Genomic DNA, 12,429 nt, shown 5'->3' with positions numbered 1-12,429 from the left:
TTTACTGCCCTCCCGTCATGGTAATGAGATTGCCAAAGATGGAGTTGGACGTGGCCGCAAGCTCACCTTTTGCGAGGTGAAGGCGCTCAAGGTTGCGGAGCGCTTCAGCGTATTTGCGCTGCGCGGATGCACGGAGGTCCTGCAGGACGCCTTTGGTCTGGCTGACCTTTTCCTGAAACTCCCGATTTATATCGCCCGCGATATCGACGTTTGCAGCACTGTTCAGGATCTCACTCACGCCTTCATCGATGTAAGCGATGGCAAGATCGACAGCGACAAGTTCAGCCATGGAATTGATGTCGTCCTGAACAAACTTGTATTTGTAGCTCTTGGCCGTGACCAAATGCTCATAGACAGGAACGGAGGTCAGGTTGATGAGGGCGATAGACTCGGCTGGCGGCTCAGTGTCATTGCTGATCGCTTCAGAGAGATCTTCGATGGCCGTGGCGGTAATGGCAAAGAGCGCATCATTCGCTGAAAGCGTCCGGTTTTGCATGACCGGATTGAGGCATTCATTGGTCTCATTGCAGCGCAGGCTCCGATAGGAACCTCCCTCCACAAGGGCCTTTGCAGCATCGGAGGACAAAGCGCGCGGTGGGATCGTGCGGTGTGTCGGGCTGGAGTCGTCATCCTCGGCCGACACGGTGATAATCGTACCTGTGAGAGTCATGAAGAACTCTGCAATGCGCGGGTTCGACGACAGGAAATTGTTCTTTTTCACAGCACGCCACGCATAGTTCACATCCGTTGGAACCTGGTCAGCAAGCGCCCCATCTGCACGGTCCATGGTGGAGCCATGCTGCCCCCCGGTGCCGCACCCATGCCGGGATGCCACCCGGTCAGCAAAGCGACCTGTGTAACCGCCGATTGTCTGGCAGACATGCTGGGAGGCACCATCCATTTTGGGCCAAAGCGAGGCTGTGAGCAGCTGACCGGCCTCACAGCTATTGATGTTGCCAGAGTTCACCTGCTGGATCAGGTCGCGCAGCTTGGCGACAATCTCCTGCACCGAAGGTGAGAGGCTTTCCAAAGCCAGCTCAAAGGCAAAGCCTGAAGCGTTTTGCATGATGGCTTCCATGAGAGCGATCAGCTCTTCCTCGGAAATAAACGAGAATGCGCCACCAAAGATGTCGATACCGCCGCAGCCCGCACGGACAGATGGCAGCTGAATTGCGGCCAGCTGACTGTTGCGGGGCCGAGTGCGCAGATAGAGCGAGCCAAGCGTGGCATAGCCCGCCTGCTGACCCTGATAGGCGGTTGGTTTGGTGACGTTTACACCGCCGCCAGTCCGTTCCCAGAAATCACGAAGATCAGACCCTACGTCTGCGCTGAGAGATGAAGCAGCAAGGGAAGACGCAGCAACAAGTGCGAGTTTCATGAGCAGGTGTTTCATGCGTCATTCCTTTCTTGAACAACGTGGGAGGTCGGCTCTGTGCCTTTTGCAGGGATTTCGGGCAGAGGCTCATCCTCGATCCAGAGCCATGCCGGATAGGTGCCCTCGGCCGCCACTTCGCGTAGGGCTGCGATCTCTACCGCATCGGCCGATATATCGGCCGCAAACATGGAAAGTGGGCCGGCGAGATCTGTGAGGATGATGGACGCGATCGGGGTGTTATGGGCCAGGTTGAACCGCTGGGACTTTTGGAACCTGCGCCCGGTTTCCGTAAGCGCTCCGATGAGCATGTAGTCGCGCATCGTCTCAAACGGAATCCAGTTGGCCGTGGTCAAAAGCATGCCGATTTCGCGAAGGACGGGATAGCCGGCCTTGGCGATATTGAATGTCGCGATGACCATGACATGGACATCACCCAATGCCTCCGCGAGCATAAGCTGAGGCGAGAAGACATTTTCAAAGCGCTTCACCAGATCGGCTTCGGCAAAGAAGGTGCAGTCAGGGGAGTGCTTGAAAAGGAAGCGAGCACCCATGCGGGTTGCTTCATGGGATTTGTACTCGGCAATGAGGATGCCAAGAGGGGCTGTTCCTTTTGCCGGTGCACGAAGACGGTGAAAGATCTGATTGCGTTGTGCCGCGTTCCCCTGCTGACGATCCTTGTTCCATGGTTCGGGAATGTAGAGAATGTCTCTCAGATTTTGGGATTTGGCATTCTTTCCAGAAGCCGCCGCCAGCAGATTTGATTGGACTGGCCCCCACCAGCGCTTGCCCTTCATAGCGGGCGTCCACTTCACCAGATCAGACTCGTGCCAAAGATACTGAAGCAAGCTGGACAGTCCGAGTTTCTGTGGCTTGGGCTTGGCTTCCGTGGGTCTTTTTCCAGACGGTGGAGGAGGTGCAGGACGATTGCTGCCCATGCTCAGAGGGAAATCCAGTTTCAGAGTCGTGGTGCCGGTTTCCAGATCTTCTTTGACTGCGCTGCCGTGGATCTGCGCAAGGCCAGACAGATCCTCCGGCGGAAGGAAAGAGTCACAGCCGGGCGCATGCTGTGCACCGCTACCAGGCATGCGCTTCAGGATGAAGCGACCGGCCACACAAGCGACGTACATTTCTGGGCGTGGCTCGGCGCAGCTGCAGGTGATGCGTGTTTGGTCCTGGTGCGCTTTTCCCAGACGGTTTTGACCGTCTTCGGATGCGGGATCAACTTCTGTGTTATCAAGAAAATAGGCCAAAGAAATAGCTCCTTCACTCAAACCGTTCACCAATGGGGATTTCCCGAACCACGTAGATGCGCTCCAGGATCTGATCTTCTGTGAGCAAGCCGCCCCCGATGAGCTGAGTTTCCCCGCTCGCTGGATCGACAATTGCAATGAAGGGGCGCGGTTTATCGACGAGGTTCAGCGCTTGAAGCTGGCCCTCGTTTTGAACCGCGTTCGGGAAATACTCGATGGGGCTGCCATCGGTGGAAACCGCAAGGATTTCCACGCCATAGGCATTGCGCATCGCATCGAGGATCTGGGCCTGCGCGAGACATAGCCTACAATCGACAGGATCATCATAGACAAAGATCAAACCAGCCTCTTGCGCGGCGCGGCGCAAAGCGGCCTGTTCAGCGGCGTTGCGTTGATCCTGATAGATGTTGGTCCCCATCTGGGTCAGCGGGCGGCTCACATTGGCGTCAAGGTGTGGGGCGCCAAACAGCACGCGTTGCCAAACAGCGGCAAATCGCGCGGCCTGCTGAGACATCTGCTTGTTGACCTCCATATAAGCCTGAACATTTTCCGGTGTCGGATCGAGAATGGCGCGGTGCTTGAGCTCATCGGCATAGGCGCGGAACGCCTCGATCTCTTCGGTCGCGGTGAGCTCCTTTGGCTCCTCAGCTTCTTTGGGCGTTTCTTCAGCCTTGGGTTCTGGTTCTGGCGGAGGCGGCGCAAGCTCTGGCTCTTTCACAGGCTCGGGATCGCAATAAAAATGCCAGCCATCGACCTCCTCACCATTGCAAGCGAGACGTGCATGGGCAGGCACTGCGACAGAGGCCAACAAGAGTGTGATAGAAACGGTTTTGAGCATCAGCGGTTCTCCCCTGAAGCGGCGAGGATTGCGGCGCGCACGGACTGGGCGTAGTGGCGCGCATTGCGATAGCCGGAGATCTGCCCTGTCACTGTTCCTGCGCTTTGCGAATAGATCAGCGTCGTGGGAAGGACTTTGATTTCCGAGGCGATAGGGTGAGATGTGGCATCGACCATTTCCGCAAAGGGCGGGATTGGTCGGGCATCATGAGACGCGACCAGTACCGGAATTGCGGCCGGTTGCGTCATGGCTGCAAGAACAGGTGCGGCCGATTTGCAGAACGCGCACCAGGAAGCGCCAACGAAGATCACACCGACACCATGATTTGCCTGCGCGCGCAAAAGGGCCGGCGCAGAACAAGCAGCAAAAGCAGTCAGGAGAAAGGAGCGACGGTTCATTCAGCCAGCTCCTCATAGGTGTCTTGAGCATCGTCTCCGGCATTGGGGAACCGATCATCGAAGAAATCTTCCAGGCCCTCCGCGACTGGCAGCTGAATGCTGCCCATAATGTCTCCGAAGACCTCAGAGAGATCCATTTCCTCAATATCTATGTTCCCAAAATCCTCGATTGTAACACTGCCGCAATCAGGCGCACGTGGTGCCACGCCCCAACCTTCCTCAGTCTGATGCTTGAACTGCTCAATGAAGACTCGGGCAAACTTCGAGTTGTAGGTGCAATAGTGGTAGCGTTTCTTGATGCAGGCCCCGAAAATCTTCTGCTGGCATGTGACACCCACATAGTGTGTCGCTCCGGCAGATCGCTTATCGCGCAGGATGGCAGCTGAGTCCGGGCATGTGCTGCCGAAGATACCGCCCGTCGAACAGCAGTTGCGGCCAGGCGCCTTACTGCAACTCATGTATCCGCCCTGAAAGAAGCGCACATCATTTGGGTCAGTTGTGGCTTGAGCCCGGTAATCTCGCTGCATCTGGGCCAGAACATTCAGCCATGCTGCCGAGCTACCAAAATCATCGGAGGTTTCTTGTTCGACCCCAATACAATTGTCGCCTACGCAAACGTTGATCGGCTCACAGCTAGTCTCCAGATCCCCGGACGACACACCGCACTGATAGTGAAATTCGCGATTGCTACAGACACCATTCTCTTCAACAAGGCAGGTTGCGCTTTGAAGGATACAGGTTGGATCGCTCTCAAGCGGGCCACAGGTGTTATCGCCTTCGCCGGGAACGACACAAGAATAGGTCCGCTCACGCCGCCACCAGCTACGTGAGAAGGCTTTTCTATTGATGTCGCGGATTTCCCGACCTTCGGTTGTTTCGGTGCTAACCAGATCACAATCACCGCGCTCTTCATACTCAGAGCACTGGTTGATGATGCTCTCCTGTGTTGGGCCAAATTCAGTGTTGGTGAGCACTGCGGGCGACATGTCCGCATCTTCATTGAGACAGCTGAAGCGTTCGCGCCATTGGCGGCAGTCACCGTTTTTGTAGTCGACACATTCGCGACTTGTGCGCTCGCATCTGGTACTGGCACGGAGAGCAGTGCATTGGTCTAAGGGATCGGAATCTACACAATTCTGGGTACCGACGTACCGAGTGCAGTGGCTTGTCAGGCTAATGCCGCCCACGGTGGTACCGCCCTCGTCGACGCAGACCGTGTAGACTGGGGTTTCACAGACTTCATCGGCCCTTGCCCGATCTGATACAGCGATACCAAGGAAGAAAAGCACGCAAAGAACTACTCGCATCTTTCGCTGACCTCCTCGGTGAACGAATTGCAGCAGGAGCCAGAGAACTCGATCTTGAGTGTGACTTCGGTATTTGCTTCATGACCGGGCAGGGTCACCATTCTGACGGTCAGGTCGTTTGTGAAATATCTCTTCCCGGTTTCGGGATCGGCGCTCTGGTAGAAATCCAGATCAAGCCAGCGCAGCGTGTTTCTGTTGAACGACTGCCCTTGACGGAGAGGGGCAATCAGATAGCAGTGCTGATCCGGGACGGAAAACCTGCTGATACACGTCGGGTAATCTCTATCCGAAGACCCTTCAGGCTGATCCCATTTGACATGGTAGAGAACGCGGAAAGGCGAAGAGATCTCCCAATCAGCTTCAAAAACAGTCGGGCCGCTGTTCTGGGGAAGCCTAAAATGATAACCTCTATGGGAAAAATCTCGGGTTATCGGTGTCTTGGTGATCGCCGCGTAGAGAATGTCAGGCTCAGGCGCGCACGGAACACGCGATTGAGCAACGCCATATTTGGTAAGCGGGACCAGAAGGCCATCATCGGGTCCCTGCGGGCATGTGCCTCCGACTGAAGACGCCTGTTGCAAAGGCTCAGGAGAGAAGGTTTCAAGAACACCCCGATGGTCCAGCAGCTGGACGAAACCATTGGCATCAACCCGTGAGACCCGCACTTCGTCGGGTAAAAACTGATCGGAGATCTGAATCTTGAGCGTTTCCTGGACAAGACCCGGAACCGTGTGAGGACCAGTGCCGCGCACCGTAACCGTTGCTGTGTCACCGCTCCAAACCTCGGAGGAGACACCGCTGAATTTGACATTGCTTCTGATGCAATCGGTCTGGCGACTGCAACTGAATGAAACGTCCTGCTCGCAGACTTTCACATAGCTCGCAGCGCGCTTGTCGCATCTATATTCATCCGTGCGATCAACCCAGATGTTTCGAATGAGATCACAGGTACGGGTCTGCCGGCGCGGTAGGCTCTCGCAGAACTCGTCCCGCACTTCAGAGACCGGGATGTCAGGAGTAGTGCAAGCGCCGGTTTCGCTGGTGAAATACTGCCCCGCAATGTCACCGGCATTTTCATGCGCCCAGTTGGCGTCGTCAAAAAGCTCGCCCTGCCCGTCAATGTCCACATCGGGGCGGATTTGAGAACTGTCCTCAGTGGCGCGCAACACGCGCCCCTGATCATTGTCCGCATCCCGCATCTGGATAATCCGGTCCTCGAAGCTGGTATGGTTCATTCCAGATTCAGGGGGATTTGCAGTCTCGAAAGGCGTCACAACATCATTGATTGTGCCATCCTGAAACGTGGTCCCGGTGTCCACCGCTGCATCGGCGGCCGCGGCGGCGCGATCCATGGCAGATTGAGCCAGTGCGGGTGAGGATGCCGCAAGGATCACGGATGACAGAGCGAAGGCTTTAGCGCGCATACTCGGACTCCTGCAGAAGACGAGTTGCCTCAGCTGATGCAACATCGCCTTGCTCAGCGATCAGGCGCAGGGCGAACTCGACGGGGACATTGCCACTGACGCGATCATGAGGCGGCACGGGATCTGCTTCACAACCAGGCGTTTCGCAAACATCCACCGCTTCACTCATGGCAATCACTTGCGGCACAGAGGTAATGTCGAAGCGGGCAAACACAGTTGGATCGATTGAGAACCCAACGGCCTCTTCCATCGAGCCGAATGTTTCTTCCAGCGCAGCCCGCGTCTCATAAACAGAGTTGTTTACAAAGCCCCGGAACACGATGGGCAGACCATAGGTGCTGGCCTCTTCCATCATTTGCCGAAGGGAGGCTTTCGGCATTGAGAAAGAGGCCAGCAGGAAGACAGTGGCCCCGTCATAACGCACTTCTTCTGGTGCGGTTTGACTGCCTCCTGCCTCACCGGCGCCAAGGAGCGCCTGCACCCGAGGGTGAGACAATGCCTTGGTACGGATGTCATCGAAATCGACGCCGGAGAAAGCGCCCTTAGCAGCGTCTTGGGGGATCAGTGTGTCTCGCAGGGCCTCGCCCTGACGCTTGGCGTCATCAACGATAGTCGCAAGGGGTGCAGTGATCCGCCCGGTGCTGCCGGGGGCATATTCAACCACGCCATTTTCGCTATCTTGTGCGAAGAGTGCAGAAGTCAGCGCGGTAGATGCGGCAACAGCAAAACTCAGAGTGCGCAACAATTTCTCTTCCTCCAAAGCAGCCAGCCGAAGGATTCTCCCTTGAAGGGGAACTCCCGAAGGCGGTCGATGTATTGTGTTGAAAAGCCAATTGGGCCGCAGCCGTAGCGCCCGGATGTCTTGGGCCGTGGACGGGTGATCTGCATGCGGTACTGGCTCTTTTTGATCACCGGTTGAGACCGTGTGCTGCAAAGAGCGCTTGTGTGTGCAGTTTGGCGCGCAATCAGCAGACGGTGCATGCGAGCAACCATCTTCGACGCCACCACTTGACTTGCCATCACCCCGCCGACGTGGGCGCTGACCTCCCCCTGAATTGGGTAGATCGAGCCACCGCAGCCGGTGCACCAGAAAAGATTATCCATCGAGAGATTGCCTGAAGACGACCGGACGCAATCAGCGGCACAGGCGGCTTGAGCAATAGGATTTGCAAAGAGAATGGCTTCTGGGTTGATGAGGTTGTTCAGCTCCGCATCCTGCCAGAGCGGATCAATCTCGGAGATATAGGCCACATCGAACTGTGCATTCTGCATGCACAGACCATCGACCACGACGCCCAACCACGAGATCAGGGGATAGAAGTAGTAGTGAGCTTGCCAGCGAGATCCGGTGCTGCCGCCATTTTGCTGTGTCGCAGTCGATTTCCCAAGCGACAACAGACCAAAATCCATGTCAAAGCCCATATTTACAAAGCAACCCGGCTCATTCGCGACATCGACAAGACGCGCAGGCTCCCAGAGGCCAATTGCAAGACCTGGACGCGGCGGAATGCCGGGGCAAATGCACAGAGGAAAAGACTGATTGTCGGTATCTGGCCGGGATGCACCAAGGCTAAGGCTCAGGCCACCGATGGAAATGGGAAAAATGCAGTCCCAGCAAATCTCGGTGATAGGGTTCAGGAAGCGCTTGTTGCAGATGGCGGCCGCCTGTGTCGCAACGAGGCTGAACGTCAGGACGAAGAGCAAGGAACGGAATGTCATTGTGCAATCTCCCCGCCCTTCCCGAGGGCGATTTCTTCCACTTGCATGAAGGGATCGGCGCGCTGGACGACAGCCGGCACGTTTTGAACGCCAAAGCGGTTCACCAGTACGGCGTCCTGATCGAAATAAAACCGGCGCCCGTGTTCCCGCATCAGCCCGAGAGGATCGCCGTTGACGAGAACAAGTAGCGTATTCAGCTCATCACCGTCCGAGAGTGCGAAAGCTACCTGGTCGGGATCATCCCCATCGATCAGCACAATGCGCTTGTTGAAGCGGGAATATGCCATGGGATTCACCACAGTTCCGGCTCGCGCGAAGACAACCCCCCGGTGGTCAACCAAATCCTCAGTCAAAGTGATCGACAGATCCACTTCCCAGATTGCGTATTCCTCAGCCTTGCCGAGACCGGGAACGGGACGAGGCCGGTTCACATAGGCGCGGGTGGTGTCCTGCATCTCTTGACGCATCTGATCCAGCTCGCCTGCGGCTTCCATTTCTGTGAGGCGGTTCTTGATCGTGTCCAGGAGCGAGGGTTCTTCAACCTCAAAGAGCGGCCCATGCGTGCCCAGATCTTTTGCCGTGCCCTGCCCTGCTGAGGCCAGAGCGACGAAGGCTGCGGTTTGAAAGAGACGGGGGAGGTTCATTTCAGGATGTCCTCCAGCTCGGTCCAATGGGGGAACGGGATTTCGATGCCCGTGGCGATCACGTCATCAACCGGACGAGGACCGATCACCGCATAGCGACTGTCGAGGCTATCAAAGCTGTCACCAAACACTGCGATCATGCCCTCAGGCACCTCGGTTCCTTGCCAAAGGGGAGACACGAGTTTTCCGTCCTTCAGCTGGCCCTCTACACAAGTGTCGTTGACGCAGAAGGTGTTGCCGTTGACTGAAACAGGATCTCCGGCGATGCCGACAATGCGCTTTGTCAGGTACAGATCATGACCGTCGAACTTGTCGCGCAGCACCTCTGGCAGCTCGATTGCCGCGATGGTGCCGGGGCGTAGATCCAAGGGCCATGTGACCATGGCGTAAGCGTTGCCGTCGAGGCTGTCTGAGGCATTGAGGGTCAAACGACCGAACGCCAGAGCATAGAATCCAACAGCACATGTAATTGCTGTGGGGATGATCCAAATGAGGTTAGCGCGCCGCATCTTGAAGCACCTCGCTCATAATGGTTTCGGTCGCATCGGTTGCTACAGCAGCCTGTGATGTCAGAACGGCTCCCTTGCGCACGACCAGCCGACCAGTGGCGTGGGAGTAGCGGTCGATTTCCACCTGCAAGTTTTGCTGGAACACAGGCAGGATCGTCGCGAAATCTTCATCGGAAATCTTCTCGCTGGACCACTCAACGAACATGACGAGGCTGCGTTCTGGATCGAACACAGCAATGCTCGGCTCAGAGCTCATCAACCGCGGCACAAAAATGAAGCATGCGACGACGATCTGCAGAATAAGGACAGCACAAAGGCCAATGAGCGCTTTCTTGAACAAACTCATGAGACCTCTCCGCGCTCGATGAGCGTTTTGATGGCCTGCACGGTATCCATGCCCTGCGCTTTATATTGGTTCATCCGCTCAACGGTGGAGCCTTTGGAGCTAAACACCGCCAGAGAGAATGGGTCGAGCATCAGCCGGCCATAAGCGAAACCTTCAGGCATCTGGATCGCCATTTCAGAAAAGCGCCCCGGAACCGAAGTGATGGATTTCAGGAGCATCTTCACTGGCGGTTCAATCGAGTCCAGCGCGTCAATGCTGTCGGGTTTTTGTGCGAGGAAAATACGGTAGTCAGAGTTTTCGAGGCAGACATTTGAAGCCGGGTTGGCTTTGTAATCCTGCATCGATTGAGTGCCGGTGATCAGCGCCCCGGTGTACTTCCGTGCACGACGAACGACACCTTCAATGAAGTTGGCGGTGCCCTGCCCTTTCAGAAGATCCCAAGCCTCATCGATCACGATAGCCACAGGCACCGAGCGGGGTGTTTTGAACATGAGCTCAGTGCCGAGAAACATCACAATCTGCAAGATTGTCGCTTCAAGACCCGCCTGGCCCTTGATGTCACTCAGTTCAACGACCGTGAACGGTGCATCGAGCGAGATATTGGCCTCACCCTCGAAATAGTGAGCGTAGGCACCACCAAGGGAGTAAGCATCCAGCTTGCGGATAACGTCCGGAAGCCGTTTGTCTTCTTGCTCTTCATAAATTTTGATCAGGCAATCACGGACATCAGAAATCTCACCATCACGTCCTTTCTCATTCCAGACGTTGGTGATTGAGGCCCGAATAAAGTCCTCTTCAACACCTTCAACGCGGCCACCACGGTTTGCGCCGAGGTCAGCCATGGTCGCAATCACGCGGGTGATCAGCTCGATAGCGTCAGTCCGGTAGTCATCTTGCTCCATGGCTTCGGCATCGAGCAGTGAGAACGGATTGAGGCGGATGCGAGTAGAACCATCGAAGGCGATATGCCTGCCGCCGAGGATCTCGGCTGTGGTCTTAAAAGAGTAGCCATCATCAATGACAAGAACATGCCCGCCAGCGGTGTAGATACCCACCGAGATTTCCTGCATCGCTACAGATTTACCGGCGCCGGACTTGCCTACGACCGCAACATTGTAGTTGCCGGAGGATTTGAAGTTGTCCCATTGGAAGAGCTGGCCCTGACGTCCAGCGAGAAGCATCCCGCCCCCGCGAGAGTTCCCATTCCATTCGCCGTGAAGGGGCAGAAATGCCATTGCGGCTGCGGATTTCAGCAGACGCATGCGCATCTGGCGTCCAAAATCAGACATCATCTTGGATGAACAGCCAAAGGGCAGGCTGGCCATGAAGAGTGGAAGCTGAAGATACTTGTCTTTGGAGAGTTTGATGCGCTGGCGGCGATAGATAGACTCCACCTCACCTGACGCCATCAATGCCTCTGTCGGACCTCCTTTGGCATAGGAAACAACCGTGTAGAGGGTTTCAAAGAGGCGTTCCCCTGCCAGGATTTCTTTGTTGAGGTCGGTTAGCTCTCTCTTTTTCTGCGCTGCATCAGGAATGAACTTGGACCAGGACTTACCCTCGTTGTACTCACCGCTGCCCAGCTTCTTTGCCATCATCGTGGCGGCTTTCTGGGGAGCCATCGCTTTCATCGTGAAAGAGGTGAGAACAGGACCAACAGGACGATCCATCAAGCGTGCAGGATCTCCGTTTAGAGTCATCCCAAGGCCAAACACCCATTCTTCCGGGTAGGCATTGGCAGAGGCAACGGTTGCCGACATCTGAGGCGTTCCGGCGAACTCAATTGCGTCGCTCGTCACCCGCAATGTCGCGCCGGGAAACTGGTAGTTCAGAGGCATATTCTCGTCATATGCTTCCAGGTCCCAATTAACCTCTGCCTCATCTGGACGAGCTGAGTGGAACAACTCGCGCAGAAGAGCGAGGAACCGGGCCGGTTGCACGTCCTGAACCCAGCTAGAGGTTTTGAAGACATTGCTCAGTCCGGAGCGGACAGAGCTCAACCGCTTTTCCGCTTCTAGGCTGAGGTCTTCCCCATCCAGCCAAACAGCAACGAAGATGTGGCGATCAAATGGGATGGATCGAGCGCCATCCTCATCCATGCCGAAGCGGATGCTATTCAGGTGAGAAACGCGCTGCCGCACCATCTCATCGACAAGCGGTGTAAGGCCGGTGCGGACACGCTGCCACGGGCCTGAAACCGGCGTGATCGAGGGTGAGGTCCAGTTGATGACTTGGAATGTCGCGTCTGACGGCAGGTTGGCAGCGAGTACGCCGCCGATATTCTCGGCCAACTCACTATTGCCAATGGCTGCACCAACTTCCATGAGAAAGCCGCTGCCATGGGTAAAGTGATAAAGCTGCTTTTCAGAGTCATAAACCCGCCATGGCAAGATGTCTGAGAGGACATCACCTGCCATTAAATCCGGCGTGTCTTCGGTGTAGGGAACATCACCGAACAAACCCGACATTACATCTTGAAAGAATGTCATTTGATCTTCCTTTCACGGGTGCGCTTGCCCTCAGGCGCGCGATGAGGAAAGTCACGTCCACAGGTGTCGATCGCGGACCAAGCCAAGTCCCGGAAGTGGGACACTTTCTCTTTCGGAAGCCAAAGAGAGA

Annotated in this window: 12 protein-coding genes; all 12 read right to left on the bottom strand. The window is 56.0% G+C overall.

Annotated elements, in window-relative coordinates; genetic code table 11:
- Window position 1: 1 nt before the first annotated feature.
- From MHM97_RS21335 to MHM97_RS21280, 12 genes are read right to left on the bottom strand one after another with little or no spacing between them, the layout of a single operon-like run.
- Window positions 2–1,393: a conjugal transfer protein TraH gene (locus MHM97_RS21335; RefSeq protein WP_239325426.1), complete on the bottom strand. Its 1,392-nt coding sequence runs from the start codon at window positions 1,391–1,393 to the stop codon at window positions 2–4.
- Complete coding sequence (locus tag MHM97_RS21330) at window positions 1,390–2,625, bottom strand: DUF1173 family protein (RefSeq protein ID WP_239325424.1); 1,236 nt, start codon at window positions 2,623–2,625, stop codon at window positions 1,390–1,392. The genes MHM97_RS21335 and MHM97_RS21330 overlap by 4 nt, the downstream gene beginning before the upstream one ends.
- 13 nt (window positions 2,626–2,638) lie before the next feature.
- On the bottom strand, window positions 2,639–3,463 hold the full coding sequence (locus MHM97_RS21325) for a conjugal transfer protein TraF (protein WP_239325422.1): 825 nt from the start codon (window positions 3,461–3,463) through the stop codon (window positions 2,639–2,641).
- Window positions 3,463–3,861, bottom strand: a complete 399-nt coding sequence (locus tag MHM97_RS21320) for a TlpA family protein disulfide reductase (protein WP_239325420.1) — start codon at window positions 3,859–3,861, stop codon at window positions 3,463–3,465. The genes MHM97_RS21325 and MHM97_RS21320 overlap by 1 nt, the downstream gene beginning before the upstream one ends.
- Entirely contained in the window at window positions 3,858–5,168 is a 1,311-nt protein-coding gene (gene traN, locus MHM97_RS21315; protein ID WP_255730096.1) for a conjugal transfer protein TraN, read from the bottom strand. The genes MHM97_RS21320 and traN overlap by 4 nt, the downstream gene beginning before the upstream one ends.
- On the bottom strand, window positions 5,159–6,592 hold the full coding sequence (locus MHM97_RS21310; protein WP_239325415.1) for a hypothetical protein: 1,434 nt from the start codon (window positions 6,590–6,592) through the stop codon (window positions 5,159–5,161). The genes traN and MHM97_RS21310 overlap by 10 nt, the downstream gene beginning before the upstream one ends.
- The gene (gene trbC, locus MHM97_RS21305) at window positions 6,582–7,337 is read right to left on the bottom strand and encodes a type-F conjugative transfer system pilin assembly protein TrbC (protein WP_239325413.1); all 756 of its coding nucleotides are present in this window, start codon (window positions 7,335–7,337) and stop codon (window positions 6,582–6,584) included. Before trbC ends, MHM97_RS21310 begins: the two co-directional genes overlap by 11 nt.
- Window positions 7,322–8,311 (bottom strand): conjugal transfer pilus assembly protein TraU, encoded by a 990-nt coding sequence (traU, locus tag MHM97_RS21300; RefSeq protein WP_239325411.1) that lies wholly within the window; start codon window positions 8,309–8,311, stop codon window positions 7,322–7,324. The genes trbC and traU overlap by 16 nt, the downstream gene beginning before the upstream one ends.
- Window positions 8,308–8,955: a type-F conjugative transfer system protein TraW gene (gene traW / locus MHM97_RS21295; RefSeq protein WP_239325408.1), complete on the bottom strand. Its 648-nt coding sequence runs from the start codon at window positions 8,953–8,955 to the stop codon at window positions 8,308–8,310. Before traW ends, traU begins: the two co-directional genes overlap by 4 nt.
- Window positions 8,952–9,464, bottom strand: coding sequence for a S26 family signal peptidase (locus tag MHM97_RS21290; RefSeq protein WP_239325405.1), 513 nt, complete (start codon window positions 9,462–9,464; stop codon window positions 8,952–8,954). The genes traW and MHM97_RS21290 overlap by 4 nt, the downstream gene beginning before the upstream one ends.
- A complete protein-coding gene (locus MHM97_RS21285; protein ID WP_239325402.1) occupies window positions 9,451–9,810 on the bottom strand; it encodes a hypothetical protein in 360 nt (119 codons plus the stop codon). The genes MHM97_RS21290 and MHM97_RS21285 overlap by 14 nt, the downstream gene beginning before the upstream one ends.
- Complete coding sequence (locus MHM97_RS21280; RefSeq protein ID WP_239325398.1) at window positions 9,807–12,299, bottom strand: TraC family protein; 2,493 nt, start codon at window positions 12,297–12,299, stop codon at window positions 9,807–9,809. Before MHM97_RS21280 ends, MHM97_RS21285 begins: the two co-directional genes overlap by 4 nt.
- Window positions 12,300–12,429 lie beyond the last annotated feature (130 nt).

The sequence above is a fragment of the Epibacterium sp. Ofav1-8 genome, from assembly GCF_022348185.1.
Lineage (GTDB): Bacteria > Pseudomonadota > Alphaproteobacteria > Rhodobacterales > Rhodobacteraceae > Epibacterium.
This window is presented reverse-complemented; position numbering and strand designations above follow the sequence as displayed.

Excerpts from the sequence above, each read along its gene's own strand:
- MHM97_RS21335 (WP_239325426.1), bottom strand. The coding sequence starts at position 1,393 with ATGAAACACCTGCTCATGAAACTCGCACTTGTTGCTGCGTCTTCCCTT.
- MHM97_RS21325 (WP_239325422.1), bottom strand. The coding sequence starts at position 3,463 with ATGCTCAAAACCGTTTCTATCACACTCTTGTTGGCCTCTGTCGCAGTG.
- MHM97_RS21320 (WP_239325420.1), bottom strand. The coding sequence starts at position 3,861 with ATGAACCGTCGCTCCTTTCTCCTGACTGCTTTTGCTGCTTGTTCTGCG.
- traN (WP_255730096.1), bottom strand. The coding sequence starts at position 5,168 with ATGCGAGTAGTTCTTTGCGTGCTTTTCTTCCTTGGTATCGCTGTATCA.
- MHM97_RS21310 (WP_239325415.1), bottom strand. The coding sequence starts at position 6,592 with ATGCGCGCTAAAGCCTTCGCTCTGTCATCCGTGATCCTTGCGGCATCC.
- traU (WP_239325411.1), bottom strand. The coding sequence starts at position 8,311 with ATGACATTCCGTTCCTTGCTCTTCGTCCTGACGTTCAGCCTCGTTGCG.
- traW (WP_239325408.1), bottom strand. The coding sequence starts at position 8,955 with ATGAACCTCCCCCGTCTCTTTCAAACCGCAGCCTTCGTCGCTCTGGCC.
- MHM97_RS21290 (WP_239325405.1), bottom strand. The coding sequence starts at position 9,464 with ATGCGGCGCGCTAACCTCATTTGGATCATCCCCACAGCAATTACATGT.
- MHM97_RS21285 (WP_239325402.1), bottom strand. The coding sequence starts at position 9,810 with ATGAGTTTGTTCAAGAAAGCGCTCATTGGCCTTTGTGCTGTCCTTATT.
- MHM97_RS21280 (WP_239325398.1), bottom strand. The coding sequence starts at position 12,299 with ATGACATTCTTTCAAGATGTAATGTCGGGTTTGTTCGGTGATGTTCCC.